The following is a 20647-nucleotide window of genomic DNA, read 5'->3' as shown; positions in this document are numbered from 1 at the left end:
GTTTACTGCGGCACGCGAGATGCTTCGGCTCCGCTCAGCATGACGCTCGATTACCCTTTAAAGCCGCTTTGTTCTACCTGCCGGATGGCGGCCACGATGTTGGGGTAGGCCCCGCAGCGACAGAGGTTGCCGCTCATCCATTCGCGCACATCGCCGTCGGTTTTGGCGTGGCCTTCTTTCAGGCAGGCCACGCCCGACATGAGCTGGCCCGGCGTGCAGTACCCGCACTGAAAGCCGTCGTGCTCGATGAACGCGGCTTGCAGCGGGTGCAGCTCTTCGCCTTTGGCGAGGCCTTCCACGGTGGTGATTTCCTTGCCTTGGGCCATCACGGCCAGCGTGAGGCAGCTATTTACGCGGCGGCCGTCTACCAGCACGGTACAGGCACCGCACTGGCCGTGGTCGCAGCCTTTTTTGGAGCCGGTGAGGTCGAGGCGCTCGCGCAGGGCGTCGAGCAGCGTCACGCGCGGCTCGGCCTGAATGGTGCGCAGGGTGCCGTTCACCTTGAGGCGCATCTCGCTGATGCCCTCCACTTTGCGGGACATGGCGGTGAGGCGCTCGGCCTGGCTGACGAGGGGCGGGGCCAGGGCCAGGCCCAGCAGGCCGGTGGCTTGCTTGATGAACGAGCGGCGGCCGTCCTGCGGGGCCGGGCCATCGGGCAGCGCGGCCGAATCGGGCGTGAAGTTATCCGTCATGATAAAAGAATAGGCAGTGGCTAGGAGTAACAGCGCTGGCCCCGATAGGTTGAGCCGGCTCGGTCATAAAGGTCCGCTAAGTTCAACCACTTACTACGATACTACCATTACGAATGGTTGCTTATTCTTTCTGAATTTTTGATGAATTTTAGGGAAGCCCGTCGCTACTGGCAGCGCACGTAGGGCCGCATCTTCTCCCAGTCGGCCGGTTTCAGGATGGGAATCTGTTTCAAATCCTCCACCGTTTTGAAGGGGCCGTGCTGCTGCCGATAGGCCACGATGATGCGCGCCCGGGGCTTGCCGATGTAGGGCTGCAGGTACATTTCATCGAAACTCGCGGTGTTCACGTTCACCGTTTTGGGGGCGTAGCCGGGCGCCACGAAGGTGTATTTCCGGAGGCTGTCGCGCAAGTCCGGGGCGTCCTTCAGCACGAATATTTCGTCGAGCTGGTCCTCGCGCAGGTAGCCACCGAGCTGGTTGCGGTACTTCACCACCCACTTGGCCCGGCCCGCGCCGATGCCGCGAATCTGCATCAGCTGCGTGGTATCGGCGGTGTTGAGGTCGAAGGGCTGGAGGTTGCGCGGCTTGCGGGGGAATTTGGAGGGTGCGCCGTCGGGGCTGGCAAAGGGCGGGAACTTGCCATCGGGGCCGGGCCGGTTGGCGGCGTAGTCGCGTTTGGGGGCTTCCTCGGGTAGCTGTATGAAGGGGGCCAGGCGCTGGTACACGGAATCCTCCAGCCCGTACATTTTCTTTATTTGGGCCTTGGCTTTGAAGCCACCCGCCGCTGCACGGTATTTCTCCAGGCGGGCCGCCACGAAGTGCGGTACACCCCGCGCCTCCCAGCCTTCGGCAGCAAGGGCGTTGGGGTCGAAGGGTGCGAGTTTAACCTGGGCCACCTGTGGGTAGCGTGAGCCGCCGCGCTCAAACTTTTTAAACTCCCGTTTGGGGTAGCGGCTGGCAAAGCTTTGGTCGGTGGCGCGGTGCTCTTTGAGCTGCGTGGCCAACTCATCGAGGGCTTTTTGGTCGGTCGCGGGCAGGTACTCCGGCAGCTCCGGACGCAGGAGCATGGGCGCGATAATGAAGCCCAGCATGAGCAGCAGAATGCCCATCATGCCCCGCGCTTCGCCCCGCGAATACCCAAAATAGTGGCGAACCCAGCGAACGGGACGGGAATTGAGCCAGGACCAGCCTGAGCGCGGCGGGGGTGGAGCAGCCATTGGGTAGAAGCGCGTAGGGAAGTAGCAGCAAACCGCCGGAGCTGAAAGGGCCGTCCGGTTTGTGGGGCAAGTATAGGTGAAATGGCCGTAACGCCAATTTCAAAGGGCTTTCCTGAATGAGTGTACCGTCGGGCTGTGCGCGTTCGCGCGTGACCCGGCCAATGCGGGACCGCGCCCCGGCCACGGTATAAGCTCCTTAGTTTCGGGTCTTGCTGATGCTGGGGGTGCGGGTGGCCTTGCGCTGGGTAGCGGGGCGCTTTACGGTCACGGGCAGCGGGTCGCCGGGGGGGCGGGTTTCCTGGGCTACCCAGGAATGGATGATTTTCAGCCCTTCGGGCGAGAAAACGGCTTGCTGCACGCCGTTTATCATCGGCCACTGGGCCGGGGCCGGTTGGAACAGGTGGTTGATGCCGTCGAGCTTGTAATCGGCGGCCGTGCGCTTGGCATGGCGCAGGGCCTTGTAGAGCGGCATCATGTTGCGCCGGGCCGAAACCTGCAAATCGGAAGTGCCATTGAGCAGCAGTACTGCGCATTGCACGCCGGGCAGTTTGGCCTGGGGGTCGAAATCGAAGAAATAGCGCGACCACGGCGAGGTGAGCTGCACGGCGCGGGCGCGGGCCATCGGCGCGTCGATGCCCATATTGGCCCCAAGCAGCAGCGAGGCCACTTTGGACCGGGCCACGGTGTTGTCGGGCGTCTGGCGGATGACGTCCACCGTGCGCTGGTACACGTCCTGGGCCGCTTTCACCTGCGAAGGGTCGGCCCCAATCAGGCGCATGATTTCGCCCTGCTGGCGGCGCAGCACCTCATTGCCCAGCTGCCCGTAGCCAGCCAGCGACACCACAAAAGCCGGTGCCCGGCCCGGCATGGCGGCGGCCAGCAGGGCCACGTTGGCCCCTTCGCCGTGGCCCAGCAGGCCCACGCGGTGCGCGGCCACCAGCTTCTCGGCGCGCAGAAAGGTCATGGCGGCCTGGGCATCGGTCACGAAATCGGCGGTGGTGGCGCTGGAGTAGCTGCCGGTCGATTTGCCCACGCCCCGGTCATCGAACCGGAGCACGGCAATGCCGTGGCGGGTGAGGTAGTCGGCCAGCTGGCCAAACATGCGGTAGCCGTTCACGTCCACGTCCCGGGTTTGCGGGCCGGAATCGGACAGCAGCACCACGCCCGCAAACGGCCCTTCGCCGGCCGGAATGGTGAGCGTGCCGCCCAGCCGGTTTTTGGTGACGGGGTTGGTAAACGTGACGTCGGACTCGCGGTAAGGCGGCGTGGCCTTGAACTTGGTGATGGCCTGCGTGGAGGCCGCGGCCCGCGTGAGCACCATGGGCGCCGTCAGGCCGGGCTGCTTCCAGGTGCCGCTGAGGGTGGTGCCCTCATCCAGCACCTTGCCCACGAAGCTGCTGCCAGCCTGCTCGATGGTCAGCGTCAGGTTGTCGCCTTTCAGCTCCACTTCCACCGGCATGCGGCTGATGCGCTGCTGGGGCGCATCGAGGGCGGCGTAGTAAGCACCGTTGGTAAGCGGTACAATGGTGATGATGATGGAAATCTCTCCGCCGAGCAGCTTCAATGGGCCTTTCCACTGGCCGTTGAGCGGCGCGGGCGTGGGCGGCGCGGCCATTGCCCGCGCCGGAGGCTGAATAACTAATCCCAGAAAAATCAGAAAGGAGAGTAGTAATCTTATCATGGAATCAGGATATAAAAAGGGTAGATAAAGTAGTTTCAAGACAAATCAAGGCTGAAAAGTACAACAAATGTTTTTTATCACAATTGCTGTTTTTTGTTTAATGGCCCGGCGGATAATGCCAACGGCCGCTCTTGTGAAGCGGCCGTTGGGTAAGCAAGGCAGTAGGAATAGATAAGGAGGCTATTTCCTGGTATGCTGCGCAATCCAGTCGCCAATCAGGGCCAACGCGGCCGGTGCAAACGTCTCTTCGATGGTAGCGTACTCAGCCGGGGAACCGGTTGCAGCGGTTTGAAACAGGTGGTTGAGGCCCGGCAATTCTTTGGTGGTTACGTCGCGGTTGCCGGCGGCTTTCAGGCCGGCGGCGGTGGCGGCCAGGTTCAGGGCGGCGGGCACCTGCCGGTCCTTGCTCCCGCCGAGGGCCAGCACCGGGCAATGCACTTTGGCCAGGGTCTGGGCGGGGCGGTCGGCCAGCAGGTGGCGGTAGAAGGGCGATACCATCACGGCGTATTGCGCCTCCATGGCCGCCGCCGTATTGGGGTCGTTGGTGGGGTTGTACAGCGCCATGAGCTGGGTGTGGGCCTGGGCATCGTCGGGGGTTTTCTGGATAATCCGGGTCATGCTGCGCTGCTGCTTTTCGATGGCCGCCAGCTGGGCCGGGTCCGAGGTATTCAGGCCGACCAGGGCCAGCGACTGCTGTACAATCAGCTCATCGCCGGCCACGCCCGGCGCGGCCAGCAGCACCAGGAAATCGGGGCCGGCCGGCTGCCCGGCCGCCCCAATGGCCGCCGTGCCGCCCTCGCTGTGCCCCAGCAGCCCCACCTGGTTTTTGCGGATGCCCGGCTGGGCCCGCAGCCAGGCCAGGGCGGCCTGAGCATCGGTGGTGTAGTCGGCACTGGTCATGCCTTTCTGGGTGCCGCCGCTCTGGCCCACGCCCCGGTCATCGAAGCGCAGCACGGCGATGCCGTGGCGGGTGAGGTAGTCGGCCAGCACGGCGAAGGGCTGGTGGCCGAGGATGGTTTCGTTGCGGTCTTCCGGCCCCGAACCGGTGAGCAGCACCACCGCCGGAAACGGGCCCATGTCGGCGGGCACGGTGTAGGTGCCGGCCAGGGTAATGCCGGCCTTTTCATTCTTAAACGTCACCTCGGCCGATTGGTAGGGAAAGGGCGGCTGCGGCGTCTGGGGCCGGTTGGGGCCGGCGGCTTTGGTGCCGCCCGCCCGGCTGAACGTGAGCGGAAATGAGCGCAGACCCTGCTGCCACTCGCCGGTTAGCTGCTGCCCATCGGCCGAGCGGCGGCCGGCAAACTGCGCGGCCACGGGCTGGCGCAGGCGCAGGTACACGCTGTCGGTGGGCGCCGTGAACTGCATCACCAGGCCGTTGGCACTCTGGGCCGGAATATCCAGCGTGGCCGTGCGCGGCCCCCCGGCCGGGTCGGCGAGGTGCGCGGTGAATTCGAGCGGCCCGAGCGTGCCCGACCAGTCGCCGGTGAGGCTGGGTAGAGCCGTTTGGGCGTGGGCGCTAGCGAAACTCAGCAGCGCGGCGGCGGTGGTTAAGAGGGCGCGATTCAGCAGGTTCATTGGCGTGGAGGTGAATGATGCTGCAATTGTACGAAGATAATTAGACAAACTTCTAAATGATGCAAACAAAAAATTTGGGTGTGCTACTTATCGTGGTTAGAAACTCACGGCGAGCGTAGTCGTGTTTTGGTCGGAAGGCAGCTGTTGCAAGGCGTAAAGCGCATTGGCAATGCAAGCGGCCGCGCTGTAATTGGTATAGATGAATACCGGCTGATTCTGATAAGTAACCAAGGTGCTTGAACCTGAAGCAGGTTTTTTGGCGGAGAAAAGGAACGACTTCTTTCCTGCCTTATCGGGAAAAGGTATTGATAAATTCGGATTGGTTTTCAGTACAAGCCCGCAGACTTCCAGTAAAATAGCTTTCCAGGTAGTAATGGGCTTGACGTTGCCATTCGGCAGCCGCAACAGCCTGGGCTTCTGGCCAGCAGGTAAATCCAGCGACTTCAACCGGCTCACTTCTATAAAATCAGCCGCTTCAGATTTTAGCTTCTTCGGTTTCTGAAGCGGCTTGGCTGCTGGCTTGGCAATCTTACTTGGAGTGGTGACTGGTGCATGGCTGGTCAGCGCCGCAGCTTTCGCAGGCTGCGGTATTGAAATCTCGTGGCCACTTTGAGCGGCATCGAGCCAGCGAATAAGCTCATTAGCTGCCGGCAGCAAGTCATCTTCTGATAGTGAGAATACGACGGGTTCAGACTTGCCCTGTTGCAAATGCGTGTGCAGATGCCAAGTAATGCCATCGGTAATGCAAACGGTTTGAACATTCAGCGTCAGGGCATATCCCAGGATTTTGCCTACATAGCCGTATTTGTCGAGGCTGCTATCGAGGCATTTGGCTTCGACAACTACCCAGGGCTTTCCGGTAGGGTCGCTCAGTAAGTAGTCGATTCGCAACTCGTTACTGAGGGTTTTCTCGGGCTCTACCATCTGCACATTGGCTGTGTCCCAACCCAATGCCCGCAGTACGGGGTCGATGAGCGCGGCTCGGGTAGCAGCTTCGTTTTTGCGAAAGATGCTGGCGTTGGTTTGCGCAGTGGCTTGTACGTGCTGCAAAACCTGGTAGATGGCAGCAATCGGACTGTAGGGAGACATTAATAGTCGGGTCGAAATGGATTGCAATGTTAGGCACGCACAAGCTAAAGCTTATGCCACTCCGCCCCGGCCGTACCTTCGCACCCGCAGCAAATGCCCATGGCCGAAACCTTCCGGCCCCCCTCCGCTGTTAGTTTGTTTATGCCCAAAAAAGACGCTTTGCAGGTGTCGGCCCCCGCCGACAACGCCATTGATAATCTCGACCCCCGCGAATTTATCCTCATCAAAAACGCCCGGGTTCACAACCTCAAAAACCTCAGCGTGGCCCTGCCGCGCAACCAGTTCATCGTTGTCACGGGCCTCTCGGGCTCGGGCAAATCCAGCCTCGCCTTCGATACGCTGTATGCTGAAGGCCAACGCATGTACGTGGAGAGCCTGAGCAGCTACGCCCGCCAGTTTCTGGGCCGCATGGACAAGCCCGATGTGGACTACATCCGGGGCATTTCGCCGGCCATTGCCATCGAGCAGAAGGTCAGCATCAAGAACAACCGCTCGACGGTGGGCACCAGTACTGAGATTTACGACTACCTCAAGCTGCTGTTTGCGCGGGTGGGCCGCACGTTTTCGCCGGTGAGCGGCGAGCAGGTGCGCAAGGATAATGTGGCCGATGTGGTGGACTTTCTGGCTACGCAGCCAGAGGGCACCCGGGCCATGATTCTGGCCCCGCTGCACCGCCCCGACAAAACCCGCCCCATGAGCAAGGAGCTGGATTTGCTGCTGCAAAAAGGCTACAGCCGCGTGGTGGTGGACGGCGTGACTTCGCAAATCGAGGACCTGGTGGGGGAGGACCAGCCCGAGGTGAAGGGCGACGTCTATATCATGGTGGACCGCGCCGTGCTGCGCCCCGATGACGAGGACCTGCTCTTCCGTCTGTCGGATTCGGTGCAAACTGCGTTTTTCGAGGGCCACGGTACCTGCGTTGTTCAATTAGTAATTGCCTCGGAAAGCCAGCCACCAAGCACCAAGCACCAGGCACCAGGCGCCGAAACCCGCACCTTCTCCGACAAATTCGAGCTCGACGGCGTCACCTTCGAGGAGCCCAGCGTCAACTTCTTCTCCTTCAACAACCCCTACGGCGCGTGCCAGACCTGCGAGGGCTTCGGCTCGGTGCTGGGGATTGACGAGGATTTGGTGATTCCGGACAAGAGCCTGACCGTGTACGAAGGCGCGATTGCCCCCTGGCGCACCGAAAAGCAGGGCGAGTGGCTGAAGCCGCTGCTTAAAAACGGCATCCGCTTCGATTTTCCCATTCACCGGCCTTATAACGACCTCAGCCAGGCCGAGCAGCGCCTGCTCTGGACCGGCAATAAGCACTTCGACGGCCTGGACAAGTACTTTAAGTGGGTGAGCGAGCAGACCCACAAAATCCAGTACCGCGTGCTGCAAAGCCGCTACCGGGGCCGCACCACCTGCCCCGACTGCCGCGGCACCCGTCTGCGCAAGGATGCGCAGTACGTGCGCATCGACGGCCGCAGCATTGCCGATATCGTGCTGCTGCCCATCTCCGACGCGCTGACGTTCTTCCAGAACATGAGCCTGAGCGAGCACGACGCCAAAGTGGCCGAACGCCTCGTAACGGAAATCACCAACCGCCTCGGCTACCTCAACCGCGTGGGCCTGGGGTATCTGACTTTGAACCGTTTGAGCAATACGCTCAGCGGCGGCGAGAGCCAGCGCATTTCGCTGGCTACGTCGCTGGGCTCGGCGCTGGTGGGCTCCATGTACGTGTTGGATGAGCCCAGTATCGGCCTGCACCCAAAGGATGCCGAGCAGCTGATTGGCGTGCTGCGCTCGCTGCAGCAGCTGGGCAACACCGTGGTGGTGGTGGAGCACGAGGAGAAGATGATGGAGGCCGCCGACCAGATTATTGACATCGGCCCCGAGGCCGGCAGCGGCGGTGGCAACCTGATGTTTCAGGGCACCATGGCCGAGCTGCTGCAGGACACTGAAACCTACACCGGCCTTTACCTGAGCGGTAAAATGGAGGTGGCTGTGCCCAAAAGCCGCCGCCCCTGGCGCAACGCCCTGGAGCTGACCGGCGCCCGCGAAAACAACCTCAAGAACGTGAGCGTGAAGCTGCCGCTGGGCGTGATGACGGTGGTAACCGGTGTATCGGGCTCGGGCAAATCCACGCTCATCAAGCGCATTCTGGCCCCGGCCTTGATGAAGATGCTGGGCGGCGGCGCGGGCGAAAGCACCGGCAAGTTCGACCGCCTTACCGGCGTGAACGGGCAGGTGTCGCACGTCGAGTTCGTGGACCAGAACCCCATCGGCAAGTCGTCGCGCTCGAACCCGGTGACGTATGTGAAGGCCTATGACGCCATCCGGACGCTGTTTTCGGAGCAGCCGCTGGCCAAGGCACGGGGGCTGAAGCCATCGCACTTCTCGTTTAACGTGGACGGCGGGCGCTGCGAAGTATGCCAGGGCGAAGGCCAGGTGAAAATCGAGATGCAGTTTATGGCCGACATCTACCTGACCTGCGAGGGCTGCGGTGGCCACAAGTTCAAGCAGGACATTCTGGAAATCAAATTCCAGGACAAGAACATCTACGAGGTGCTGGAAATGACGGTGACCGATGCCGTGCAGTTCTTCCAGCCCCAGCCCAAAGTGGCCGACCGCCTTCGGCCGCTCGAAGATGTGGGCCTGGGCTACATCCGCCTCGGGCAGTCGGCCAACACGCTGAGCGGCGGCGAGGCCCAGCGCGTGAAGCTGGCCAGCTTCCTCACCAAAGGCGCTACGCTGCAGCAGGATAAAATTCTGTTCATCTTCGACGAGCCCAGCACCGGCCTGCACTTCCACGACATTGCCAAGCTGCTGGGCGCGCTGAATGCGCTCATCGAGCAGGGCAATTCCGTGCTCATCATCGAGCACAACGTCGACATCATCAAGTGCGCCGACTGGATTATCGACCTCGGCCCCGAAGGTGGCCTCAACGGCGGCCACCTGCTGTTCGAAGGCACGCCGGAGGACATGGTGAAGCTGAAAGACTCCAACCACACGGCCCGCTTCCTGGCCGAGAAGGTTTCCTAAGCTCAGCCATTATGCAGCTCGGTGTCGAAGCAAAAATTACGGTTGGGACGCCCGATACTATTATCGAGAGCACGTCGGCGGCCGGCACGATAGGCGTGGTGTTTGAGGACGATGGCACGACGGGGTACCTGTATGCCGTACGCCCGGGCACCACCATGGAGCTGCTTGATGCCCTGCATATTTATGATGTGGCCAACGTGGCCGACCGGCAGGTGCCGGTGACGGTACAGGTATTTTGGGACGTAGCCGGCACGGCCGCGGCACTGCTCATCAATGGTTACTGCCATGCGCTGTATGACTTTCAACGCATGGCGGGCTTTTGCCGGAATGCATTCCCGCCAGCCCGCAACGGGCAAACGCTGAAACGGGAATTGACCGATGATTTAATTGAACAATACTTTGCGGCCTGATACAGCCAAGGTCCGCCAGGGCAGTTTGGTGAGCCTAATACCGGCCAAGGCGTTGGCCTGTAGAGCAGTGGATGCGGAACGCGAAGCCTAAATCAGGACGGGCTAAAAAACGCAGAACCATCCATAAAGATTAATACGTAAGTTCGCCGCCCCCCCTCACACCCACACCCGTGACTATGCCCACCGCTACAACGCCTCCGGACCACTACGCTGCCGCTAATCGGTCGGGCACGGGCCGGCTCTGGCGGTGGCTGGCGGCGCTGGCCATCATCGGCAATATTGCCCTCAACTATTATTCTAATACCCGCCCCTTCGCCGGGCAAACGATGGGCGCGGTTTCGGCCAAGTACCCCACGCTGCTCACGCCGGCGGGCTATGCGTTCAGCATCTGGGGCCTGATTTTTCTGGCCCTGACCATTTATGCGGTTTGGCAGCTGCTGCCGGCGCAACGGCGCATATCGCTGCCCGATGCCTTGGCTAAGCCGCTCACGCTGGCCAGTATTGCCACCGGGGCTTGGGTGGTCCTGTTTGCCTATGAGCTGATTTTACCCAGTGTGGGCGTGATGCTGCTCATTCTTGGTTGCTTGGTGGTGGCCTACGGACGGGCCCGGCGGCGCATTTTTGCCGATGCGGCCCCGGTGCTGGCGGGCGTACCGCTGTCGCTGTACCTGGGCTGGATTTCGGTGGCGTCGGTTATCAACATCACCATCGGGCTGCAGCAGTTGGGCTGGCAAACAGCCGAAGGCGCATCGATAACCCTCACGCTGGGGCTTATTTTTGTAGTAGTTGCGCTGGGGCTCATTATGAGCCGGGTATTCCGCGACATGGTGTTTCCGCTGGTGGTGGCCTGGGCGCTGGTGGCCGTGTGGGTGGTGCGGCTGCGCGAAGTGCCCGAGCTGGGCTGGGCCGCCCTGATTGGCGCTACCCTGGTGGCCATTGCGGGTGTGGTGCTCTCGCGGCTGGGCGGCCGCAAAACGCCCTGGCAGCTGCGCGACGAAGCCGCCGCCGCCGCCGAAGCCGAGATTGCCGCCCGCAACATGCGCGCCTCCGAGTAGCCGCGAGGTGCGGCGCGGGTACGCAGCGTAGCTTTGCAGGTAGTCCCAACCTTCTTACCTGACCCGCTCGATTATGCGCCAAAAACTTGTTGCCGGCAACTGGAAAATGAACCTGACCTACCCCGAGGCCCTGGCCCTGGTAGGCGAAATCACCAGCCTGGCTGGCGAAGCGGGCGCGGCTTCCGCGCCCACCGTCGTGATTTGCCCGCCGTTCCCGTTCCTACACGCCGTGGGCCAGCAGCTACCGCCGGCCTCCAATTTCCACCTCGGGGCCCAGAACTGCCACCAGAAAGAAAGCGGCGCCTTCACCGGCGAAGTTTCGGCCAAAATGCTGGCCTCGGTGGGCTGCGAATACGTGATTCTGGGCCACTCGGAGCGCCGCCAGTACTTCCGCGAGGATGACGAGCTGCTGGGCCAGAAGCTGAAAGCGGCCCTGGCCGCCGGCCTCAAGCCCATCTTCTGCGTGGGCGAGTCGCTGGACACCCGCGAGGCCGACGAAACGTTTAAATACATCGGCAAGCAGCTTACCGACGGCCTATTCCACCTCAGCAACGAGGAGTTTGCGCAGGTGGTGATTGCCTACGAGCCCATCTGGGCCATTGGCACGGGCCGCACCGCTACCAGCGCCCAGGCGCAGGAAGTACACGCCTTCATCCGCGAGCAGATTGCCCGCGCCTACGATGCCCAGGCCGCCCTTGATACTACCATTCTCTACGGTGGCTCGGCCAATGCCCAGAACGCCAAGGAGCTGTTCTCGCAGCCCGACGTGGACGGTGGCCTCATCGGCGGCGCGGCCCTGAAAGCGGCCGACTTCACCACGATTATCCAGTCGTTTTAATTGTGAGGTAAGCTTTAGCTTGTCGTGGCCTGATAATTGGTGAACGAACTGCTCGCGCAACAGCTTCCGGTAAACGGCAAGCTAAAGCTTACCTCACAACGATATGCTCTCCTTCATCCTTACGCTTCTGCTGGCCCTGCTGCCCGCCAAAACCCCGGCCGCCGGCCCGCTGGAGCCGTGCAAAATCTTCGGCTCGGTGTACCTCGAAACCGACCCCGGCCGGCGCAGCTACTGCTACGGCACGGTGTACGTAGAGCCCGAAGAAGCCTTTGCCGATGTGCTGATTTTCAAGGAGAACAACAAGCTGTTTGCCGATAAGCCCGGCCTGTGGGCCGAAGCCCCCGCCCGCGACTTTGCCGACTATGTGCTGCTGGTGGTCACGGACCGCAGCCGCGCCGATTTCAGCATTCACTACACCACCGTGCGCTCCTTCGCCGGCTGCAAGACCAATTAGGTGAATTATGAATTAAGAATTATGAGTTATGAATTGATGAAATTGTGCTTAACTGCATGTTTGTCAATTATTAGTCAATATTTTTAATTCATAATTCATAATTTTTAATTCATAATTACACGAAGTGGATTTTATTGAACTGACCGTCGAAGCCCCGCGCGAGCTGGCCGACATTCTGGTGGCCGAGCTGGCCGAAGTGGGTTTCGACACCTTTGAGGATACCGATGCAGGCTTCCAGGCCTACACCACCGAAGATGTTTTCAACCCCGACGCGGTGGCCGAAATCATGAGCCGCTACGAGGGCCAGGGCGAACTCAGCCATTCGCACCGCGTCATCACCCGCCAGAACTGGAATGCTGAGTGGGAGAAGAACTTCCAACCCCTCATCATTGCCGAGCGGGTGTCAGTGCGCGCGCCGTTCCACCCCGAGCCGGCCGGTGTCGACTACGACATTGTGATAATGCCGCGCATGTCGTTTGGTACGGGCCACCACGAGACTACGGCTCTGATGATTGAAAATCAGCTTGATGTGAGCCACAAAGGGTTGCGTGTGCTGGACATGGGCACCGGCACCGGCATCCTGGCCATTATGGCCGAGATGCTGGGGGCCCGCCAGGTGCTGGCCGTGGACACGGAACCCTGGACCGTGGAAAACGCCCGCGACAACGCCGCCGAAAACCAGTGCCACGGCATCGAGTGCCGCCTGGGCGGCGTGGAAACCCTCGCCAACGAGGAGCCCTTCGACCTGATTCTGGCCAACATCAACCGCAACGTGCTGCTGGAGGATATGCACGAGTATGCCCGCCTGCTGCCCAGCGGCCGGCCCATCCTGTTTAGCGGCTTCTACGAGGAAGACCTGCCCAAAATTCAGGCCGAAGCCAGCAAGCATGGCCTGCGCTACCAGCGCCACCGTACGCTGCGTAGCTGGGTATCGGCGGTGTTCGAGAAGGAATAAATATCAGCGCCAATAGTGAAGAGCGTCCTGCTTCGGTATCGAGGCAGGACGTTTTGCGTTGTGGCCGGCTGGGTGAGGCGTTGGTTGCGCCGGGTGGCATCGTTCCCGGCAACGATTGCGCGAATAAAAAGGGGCCTGACGGCATATTGCGGGCCATTGGGGCCGTAATATTAGCATACAGAATTACCGGTCTGCTGCGGCTGCTTTGGCACGGCGGGCCTGAGTCATTCTTTTATCAGCACCCCAGATTTCCCGCAATGAATTTATTCTCCGCTCCGTTTTCTTCGCTTCGTGTTGCAGCCGGCCGGCCAGCGGCGCGGGTTGGCTTGAGCCTCGTGGCACTGGTGGCCGGCCTGGCCGCCAGTGCGCCGGTGCAGGCCCAGCAGCTGTCCTTTCCCGGCGTGGAAGGGGCGGGGCGATTTACGAGCGGCGGCCGGGGCCGGACGGCCACGCCCACCACGGTGTATGAGGTGACGAGCCTGGCCGATACCAACACGCCGGGCACGCTGCGCTATGCCGTGAGCCAGCCGGCTACTGCGGCTCTGTACCGCACCATTGTGTTTCGGGTGTGCGGCACCATTCACCTCACGGCGCGCCTGAGTATTCCGCGCAATACCACCATCGCGGGTCAGACGGCCCCCGGCGACGGCATTTGCCTGGCCGACCGCCAGGTGCAGGTGACCGGCGACAACGTCATCGTGCGTTTTGTGCGCTTCCGCCTCGGCGACCGGTACCCGCAACAAACCGGCATCGGGCAAACCAATGGCAATGGCGATGAGGATGCCTTCGACGGCATCGACCGCAAGAATATGGTGGTGGACCACTGCACCATGAGCTGGAGCGAGGACGAAGCCTTCACGTTCTACGGTGCGGCCACCGACTCGATGACCCTGCAATGGAACCTCATTTCGGAGCCCCTGAACTACTCTTACCACTTCGAAACCGGCGATGCCGACTACGAGCGCCACGGCTACGGCGGCATCTGGGGCGGCCGGCGGGCGTCGTTTCACCACAATTTGTTTGCTCACGTCAACAGCCGGGCCCCGCGCTGGAACGGCACCCGCTACGGCGCGGCCATTGGCTCGGAAAATTGCGACTTTCGCAACAACGTCATCTACGACTGGGGCTCGAACAACGCGTACGGCGGCGAAGGGGGCAACTACAACATGGTGAATAACTACTATAAGTGGGGGCCTTCGACCAGCGGCCGCTCCAAAACGGTGAACCCGTATAAGCAAACCACTGCACCATTGCTACCCTACGCCCAGATTTATCTGGCTGGTAACTATGTAGATGGAAGCGCCATAGTGACGAATGCCAACTGGAAAGGCGCTACCATGCAGGGCGGCACCCTGGCCGACACCGTGCAGTCGAAAGCCCTCACGCCGTTCAACATTGCCCCGCTCAATACCCAAACGGCGGTGGCGGCTTATTCCTCGGTGCTGCAGGGCGTGGGCTGCATCCTGCCCGTGCGCGATGCCATCGACCAGCGCATTATCACGGAAGTGCAGAACCGCACCGGCGGCCTGATTGATGTGCAGGGCGGCTTCCCGGCCCACACGCCCATCGCTACCTCGCAGGTGGCCTGGCCCGTGCTCAGCTGCGGCCCCGCGCCTGCCGACTCGGACCACGACGGCATGACCGATGCCTACGAGCTGGCCAACGGCCTGAACCCCAACAACGCGGCCGACCGCCAGGGCATCGCCGCCAACGGCTACACCAACCTCGAAAATTACCTCAATGGCATTGTGGCCGTGGCCACGGCCACCCGGCCCACCGGTGCTGTAGTGGAGCCCCTGCACCTGTTCCCCAACCCCGCCGCTGAGCTATTGACCGTAGAACACCCAAAGTCTACTGCCGAAGCCCGCCTTACGGTCTACAACTTTGTGGGTCAGCGCGTGGCCATGCTAACGCCCGCCGTGGGCGGCGTTTCAACGTCGGTTAGCCTCGGCAATCTGGCCAAGGGCAACTACCTGCTGGTGTACACCGATGCCAACGTGAGCCTGACCGCCAAGTGCGCGCACGAGTAAGCGCGTAAGCGGCTAAGCAGCCGAAAACAACGACGTAGAAAGCCCCGGTCTGTCGGTCCCACCACTTAGTTGGTGGGGGCTGCTGGACCGGGGTTTTTGTTGTGTACCTGAAGCTGGCCGGGCTGCGGGAGGTCGCCAGTCCGGTAATCGAATGGCTTGCTCAACTTATTGAAAATTATTGTTTTGTGGATGAGCGAGGGAAATAAAAGGGCTTAAGTCCACCGTGGTTTTCTTCGCTGCTCTGGATGCCCCGCTAACCGCTCCCGCTACTTTCATGCTGCATTAAGAATCAGCATGAAACGAGCACAGGATAAAGTCATCATCATCACCGGCGGAGCCAGCGGCATTGGCCGGGTTTCAGCCCTACGCTTTGCCGCCGAGGGCGCGAAAGTGGTTATCTGGGACATTGACAAGGCCAAAGCCGAAGCCACGCTTAGCGAGATTGAAGCGGCCGGCGGCGTGGCCGTTATGGCCATCGTAAATACCACCCAGCCCGAGCAGGTGGCCGCCGCCGCCCAGGCCGCGCACGCCCAGTTCGGCCGCCTCGACGTGCTGATAAACAACGCCGGCATCACCCGCGACGCCACGCTGCGCAAGATGACGCTGGCCCAGTGGCAGCAGGTGCTCGACGTGAATTTGACCGGCGTGTTCGTCTGCACGCAGGCCGTGGCTCCGTTCATGGAAGCGCAGCAGAGCGGGCGCATCATCAACACGTCTTCGGTGGTGGGGCTGTACGGCAACTTTGGGCAGGCCAACTACGCGGCCACCAAAGCCGGCCTCATCGGCCTCACCAAAACGCTGGCCCGCGAGCTGGGCAAATACAACATCACGGTGAACGCCGTGGCCCCCGGCTTCATCGCCACAGAGATGATTGAAACCATCCCCGAAAAGGTGGTGGAGATGCTGAAAGGCCGCACCCCGCTGCGTCGCCTGGGCACGCCCGAGGACATCGCCAACGCCTACCTTTTCCTGGCTTCCGACGAAGCCGGTTTCATCTCGGGCACGGTGCTGAGCGTGGACGGGGCCGTAACGATTTAGCCATGCAGACTGCTACCGGCCGCCGCGCACTTATCACCGCCACCGGCTCTTACGCCCCTACACGAGAGCTTCCCAACAGCTACTTCAACGAGCTGCTGGGCGAGGACGTGGATACGTGGCTCTGCCAGAACGTGAACATCCACGCCCGCCGTTGGTGCGCCGACGACGAGTCGGTGGCCGACCTGTGCGAGCATGCCGCCCGGCAGGCGCTGGACCGCGCCGGCGTGCGGCCCGACGAATTGGACCTGCTCATCGTGGCCACCGACACACCGGAATACGTGTCGCCCTCCACCGCCGCCGTGCTGCAACACCGGCTGGGGGCCACGGGAGCAGGGACTTTCGACCTCAACGCCGCCTGCGCCGGCTTTGTGACAGCGCTGGACGTGGCCGCCAAATACATCACCTCCGACACGCGCTATAACCGGGTGCTGGTCATTGGCGGCTACGCCATGAGCAAGTACCTGGACATGAGCGATAAAAAAACCGTGACGCTTTTCGCCGACGGGGCTGGCGCCGTGCTCCTCACCTCGGCTGAGCATACGAACCGGGGTTTCCTCACCAGCCGCCTGCACACCGAGGGCCAGTACACCGGCTGGATGGGTATATATGCCGGGGCCACCCATCAGCCCCTGACCGCCGACGTGCTGGCCCGCAACGACCACAAGCTGAAGTTTATCCACCGCTTCCCCAAGGAAATCAACCCCGATATCTGGACGCGCCTGGCGAAGGAAATGGGGGCCGATATCAACGTGTGCCCCTGTGAGGTGGACCACTACGTGATGACGCAGCTCAACATCCACGCCATTCACGAAACGCTGGACCGGCTGGGCGTGCCTCGCGAGCGGGCCCCGCTCATCATGCGCGAGTTTGGCTACACCGGCTCGGCCGCCATCCCCATGGCGCTGGATAAGGCCGTGACGGCCGGTGACATTAAGGAAAACGACCTGATATTTCTGATTGGCTCCGGCGGCGGGCTGGCGTTTGCCGGGGCGGCTTTTCGGATGTAGCGCAAAGTAGGGGCGGGGCTTGTCCCCGCCCGTCGTTGAACGATTGCGCTGTTGGTCGTTCAGGCACCGGGCGGGAGCAAGCCCCGCCCCTACATTCAACCATTGTTCACCCGCGGACTACAAAGTCCGCGCTACATTCCCACCCATGAACGGCATCGCTACTCCCCAACAAGTAACCGCCACGGCCGTCCTGCTGGCCTGCTACGCGGCGGTTATCCTCTTCTTCGTGGTGCGCGGGGCGCTGAAAATCAAGAGCATGTCGGACTACGCGGTGGGTTCGGTAAAATTCTCCCCGGTGGCCGTGGGCCTCTCGCTGGCGGCTTCCATGACCAGTGCGGCCACCTTTATCATCAATCCCGGCTTCGTGGCCATCAATGGGCTGAGCGCTATGCTCTCGTTTGGCGTGGTGATGCCGCTGGCCTCCATGGTGTCGCTGGTGGTTTTTACCAAGGGCTTCCGTAAGCACGGGCAAACGGTGAAGGCCCACACCCTGGCCCAGTGGATTGGCTCGCGGTTCCAGAGCCCGGGGCTCACGCGGTACTTCGGGTGGCTGTCGCTGCTGCTCATCACCTTCATCGTGCTCATTTGCGTGGGGCTGACTCAGGTGCTCAGTAACGCCCTGAACGCGCCGCCGCTGCCGGTGCTGGTATCTGTGGTGGTGTTCATTTTCGGCTACATGATGTTTGGCGGGGCCAATTCGATGGTGTACACCAACACCATTCAGGCCTCGCTGAAACTGCTGGTAGCCATCGTGCTGCTCACCTCGGGCTACGAGCATTTCAGCCAGGGCGTGCACGGCTTTATTGCCAAGCTGGCCGCCATCGACCCGGCCCTGACGCACGCCACCAATCCCGGCAGCTACCTGTTTCGCGACTACTTCGAAATCATCGTCTGCCAAATCGTTATCGGCGTGGCCATCGTGTGCCAACCCCACCTTATCACCAAGTCGCTGCTGCTCGACAGCGAGAAGGACGTGAACCGCTACCTTACCACGGCAGTGCTGGTGCTCACGGTGTTTTTCTCGGTGGTGTTTGTGGGCCTGTATGCGCGGCTGTCTTTCCCGAACCTGCTGCTGAACGGGCAGGAGCTGCGCATGGACAAGATTATGTCGGCCTACGTGGTGCGCGAGTTTCCCGTATACCTCGGCCTGCTGGTTATTCTGGGGCTGATTTCGGCCGGCATTTCTACGCTGGAGAGCCTGATTCAGTCGCTTTCCAGCACCATCACGGCCGACATTATCAAGCCCCTACTGCCGGCCACGGCCTTTGCGGGCACCGGCGGTTTCGGCCGCGAAATTCTGCTGAACCGGGTCGTGATTGCGGCCCTGGGCGGCGTGGCCATCTGGCTTTCCTACGACCAGTTCGTGAATGCCAAGCTGAGCGTGGCCATCTTCGCCCAAACCGGCGTGTACGCCTACTTCGCGGCGGCTTTCGTGCCGGTGAGCTTCGGGATTTTCCTGCGCGATGCCCCGCGCTCGGCCGTGACGGTAGCCTCCGTAACGGCGCTGCTGGTGCATTTTGTGGTGTATTTCGGGCGGCTCACGCCCTACATGCAGGCCCCGGTGCGCAACCCCGGCGTGTCGGCCGCGCTGGGCATTCTGGCCTCGGTAGCCGTGGGCGGGGCCTGGTATCTGGCGCGGCGGCGGGTTGGGGAGGCTGAGGCAGCTTCAGTGGCTGAGGTAGCTATGGCAGCGGAAGTGGTTTAGCTGGCCCTCCGCGGGTCACCTCACCCCCCGACCCCCTCTCCCGCGGAGAGGGGGAGCCTGACGACTGCAGCGCAAGACACTACTTTATTTGGATTTTATAGCTCACATCTTTCCATCCCACATTCTCCATCCTTATTCACCTTGCATCCGGCACATGCTGAAGCAATTGCTGCCAGTGCCGCCGTGGCTCCCCCTCTCCGCGGGAGAGGGGGCCGGGGGGGTGAGGTGACCACAATTCCCACCGCACTATGTACACCAAAGACTGGGTCGCCAAGTGGGCCCTCTACTCCCCGCACCAAACGGCCCTCAAAGAGCTCGACACCGGCCGCGCCTATACATACGCCGAGCTCAACCAGGCCGCCAACTACCTTGCCACCGAGCTCACCCAAACCCACCACCTGCAAAAGGGCGACCGGGTGATGGTGCTGGCCGAGCACTGCCTGGAGTACGTGGCCCTGTTCGTGGCGGCCCAAAAAACGGGCCTCGTGCTGGTGCCCATCAACTACCGGCTGGCCTGCGGCGAAATAGACTACCTGGTGCGCAACTGCGAGCCCGCGCTGCTGATTTACGAGGAGCAGTTTCAGGACAAGGCCCTGGTGCTGCCCGGCCTGGCCGCGGTGCCCCGTGTGTGGCCGCTGCAGGCGTTGGCCGACCTCTGCCAGCGCGGCCTGGCCACTCCCCAGCCCGCCTGGGCTGGCCCCGAGCCGGAGGAGGACGACCCCGTGTTCATCCTCTACACTTCCGGCACCACGGGCTTTCCCAAGGGTGCCCTCTACACCCACCGGATGCTGCTCTGGAATAGCCTCAACACCAGCCTGAGCCTCGAAATCACGCCCACCGACGTCACCATCAACTGCATGCCGCCCTTCCACACGGGCGGTTGGAACGTGCTGCTCACGCCGTTTCTGCACCGCGGGGCCACGGTAGGGCTGATGAAGAAGTTCCAGCCCGAGCGCCTGCTCACCCTGCTCGACCAGGAGCAGGCCGACATTTTCATGGGCGTGCCCACCATGCTCAAAATGATGATGGAAAGCCCCGCCTTCGCCACCGCCGACCTGGGCAGCCTGCGCTACTTCATCGTGGGCGGCGAGGCGTTGCCGCTGGAAGTTATCCGGGCCTGGGACCGGAAGGGCATCAAAATCCGCCAGGGCTTCGGCCTTACCGAAGTCGGCCCCAACCTGTTTTCGCTGCACCAGGACGATGCCGTGCGCAAAATCGGCTCCATAGGGCGGGCCAATTTCTACGTCGAAACCCGCCTGCTCGACGAGCAGGGCCGCGAAGTAGGCCCCAACAAAGTGGGCGAGCTCTGCCTGCGCGGCCCCATAACCACGCCCGGCTACTGGCGCGACCCCGAAGCCACCGCCAAAGCCCTGCCCGACGGCTGGTTCCGCACCGGCGACCTGCTGCGGCGCGACGAGGAGGGCTACTTCTTCGTGATGGACCGCATCAAAAACATGTATATCTCGGGCGGCGAAAACGTGTACCCGGCCGAGATTGAGCGCTTCCTGCTCACCTTCCCCGGCGTGTCGGAAGTGGCGGTAATCGGCGTGCCCGACGCCCGTTGGGGCGAAGTCGGCAAGGCCTTCGTCGTGACTAAGGGGCTGGATATTTCCTGCGAGGCGCTGCTGGCGTACTGCGCCGGCAACCTGGCCCGCTTCAAGGTGCCCAAGTACCTGGAGCTGGTGGCCGAGCTGCCGAAGAATGACACCGGGAAAATTAATAAGAAAGCCCTGCAGGCGACGGTTTGAATGTTCTGTCGCTTCGCCAGCCGCCGTCACCTCACCCCCGGCCCCTCTCCCGCGGAGAGGGGAGCCTGACGATTATCGCCTGGAGCAAAACCGGTGTCCCCTCTCCGCGGGAGAGGGGGTCAG

General features: G+C 62.0%; 16 protein-coding genes. 11 read left to right on the top strand and 5 right to left on the bottom strand.

Going from position 1 to position 20647, the window contains the following annotated elements; genetic code table 11:
• Nucleotides 1-50: 50 nt before the first annotated feature.
• From HBN54_RS00420 to HBN54_RS00400, 5 genes are all read right to left on the bottom strand, one after another.
• Entirely contained in the window at nucleotides 51-692 is a 642-nt protein-coding gene (locus HBN54_RS00420) for a (2Fe-2S)-binding protein (protein WP_168671177.1), read from the bottom strand.
• Nucleotides 693-856: 164 nt separating this feature from the next.
• Entirely contained in the window at nucleotides 857-1909 is a 1053-nt protein-coding gene (locus HBN54_RS00415; RefSeq protein ID WP_168671176.1) for a helix-hairpin-helix domain-containing protein, read from the bottom strand.
• A gap of 196 nt (nucleotides 1910-2105) precedes the next feature.
• Nucleotides 2106-3590, bottom strand: coding sequence for an alpha/beta hydrolase family protein (locus tag HBN54_RS00410; RefSeq protein WP_168671175.1), 1485 nt, complete (start codon nucleotides 3588-3590; stop codon nucleotides 2106-2108).
• Nucleotides 3591-3770: 180 nt separating this feature from the next.
• Complete coding sequence (locus HBN54_RS00405; RefSeq protein WP_168671174.1) at nucleotides 3771-5165, bottom strand: alpha/beta hydrolase family protein; 1395 nt, start codon at nucleotides 5163-5165, stop codon at nucleotides 3771-3773.
• Between the two features lie 96 nt (nucleotides 5166-5261).
• The gene (locus HBN54_RS00400) at nucleotides 5262-6254 is read right to left on the bottom strand and encodes a hypothetical protein (RefSeq protein ID WP_168671173.1); all 993 of its coding nucleotides are present in this window, start codon (nucleotides 6252-6254) and stop codon (nucleotides 5262-5264) included.
• 141 nt (nucleotides 6255-6395) lie between these two features.
• On the opposite strand from HBN54_RS00400, the gene uvrA reads away from it, so the two are divergent.
• The 11 genes from uvrA to HBN54_RS00345 all read left to right on the top strand — a co-directional run bounded on the left by uvrA (nucleotide 6396) and on the right by HBN54_RS00345 (nucleotide 20524).
• Nucleotides 6396-9284, top strand: coding sequence for an excinuclease ABC subunit UvrA (gene uvrA, locus HBN54_RS00395; RefSeq protein WP_168671172.1), 2889 nt, complete (start codon nucleotides 6396-6398; stop codon nucleotides 9282-9284).
• A gap of 11 nt (nucleotides 9285-9295) precedes the next feature.
• Nucleotides 9296-9694 carry a DUF2251 domain-containing protein gene (locus tag HBN54_RS00390; RefSeq protein ID WP_168671171.1) on the top strand — a complete coding sequence of 133 codons (399 nt, stop codon included), beginning with the start codon at nucleotides 9296-9298 and terminating at the stop codon, nucleotides 9692-9694.
• 176 nt (nucleotides 9695-9870) lie between these two features.
• Nucleotides 9871-10749 carry a tryptophan-rich sensory protein gene (locus HBN54_RS00385; RefSeq protein WP_168671170.1) on the top strand — a complete coding sequence of 293 codons (879 nt, stop codon included), beginning with the start codon at nucleotides 9871-9873 and terminating at the stop codon, nucleotides 10747-10749.
• A 73-nt stretch (nucleotides 10750-10822) separates the two neighbouring features.
• Complete coding sequence (tpiA, locus tag HBN54_RS00380) at nucleotides 10823-11587, top strand: triose-phosphate isomerase (protein WP_168671169.1); 765 nt, start codon at nucleotides 10823-10825, stop codon at nucleotides 11585-11587.
• 103 nt (nucleotides 11588-11690) lie between these two features.
• Entirely contained in the window at nucleotides 11691-12041 is a 351-nt protein-coding gene (locus HBN54_RS00375) for a hypothetical protein (RefSeq protein ID WP_168671168.1), read from the top strand.
• Nucleotides 12042-12165: 124 nt separating this feature from the next.
• Nucleotides 12166-12996: a 50S ribosomal protein L11 methyltransferase gene (prmA, locus tag HBN54_RS00370; protein ID WP_168671167.1), complete on the top strand. Its 831-nt coding sequence runs from the start codon at nucleotides 12166-12168 to the stop codon at nucleotides 12994-12996.
• Between the two features lie 257 nt (nucleotides 12997-13253).
• Nucleotides 13254-15026 (top strand): T9SS type A sorting domain-containing protein, encoded by a 1773-nt coding sequence (locus tag HBN54_RS00365; RefSeq protein ID WP_168671166.1) that lies wholly within the window; start codon nucleotides 13254-13256, stop codon nucleotides 15024-15026.
• Between the two features lie 294 nt (nucleotides 15027-15320).
• Entirely contained in the window at nucleotides 15321-16064 is a 744-nt protein-coding gene (gene fabG, locus HBN54_RS00360) for a 3-oxoacyl-ACP reductase FabG (protein WP_168671165.1), read from the top strand.
• A 2-nt stretch (nucleotides 16065-16066) separates the two neighbouring features.
• On the top strand, nucleotides 16067-17071 hold the full coding sequence (locus HBN54_RS00355; protein WP_168671164.1) for a 3-oxoacyl-ACP synthase III family protein: 1005 nt from the start codon (nucleotides 16067-16069) through the stop codon (nucleotides 17069-17071).
• A 145-nt stretch (nucleotides 17072-17216) separates the two neighbouring features.
• A complete protein-coding gene (locus HBN54_RS00350) occupies nucleotides 17217-18776 on the top strand; it encodes a sodium:solute symporter family transporter (RefSeq protein ID WP_168671163.1) in 1560 nt (519 codons plus the stop codon).
• A gap of 248 nt (nucleotides 18777-19024) precedes the next feature.
• Nucleotides 19025-20524, top strand: coding sequence for an acyl-CoA synthetase (locus tag HBN54_RS00345; protein WP_168671162.1), 1500 nt, complete (start codon nucleotides 19025-19027; stop codon nucleotides 20522-20524).
• Nucleotides 20525-20647: the final 123 nt, after the last annotated feature.

Source organism: Hymenobacter artigasi (assembly GCF_012275535.1).
GTDB lineage: Bacteria > Bacteroidota > Bacteroidia > Cytophagales > Hymenobacteraceae > Hymenobacter > Hymenobacter artigasi.
The sequence above is the reverse complement of the archived record's forward strand: the minus strand, read 5'-3'. Positions and strand labels throughout refer to the sequence as shown.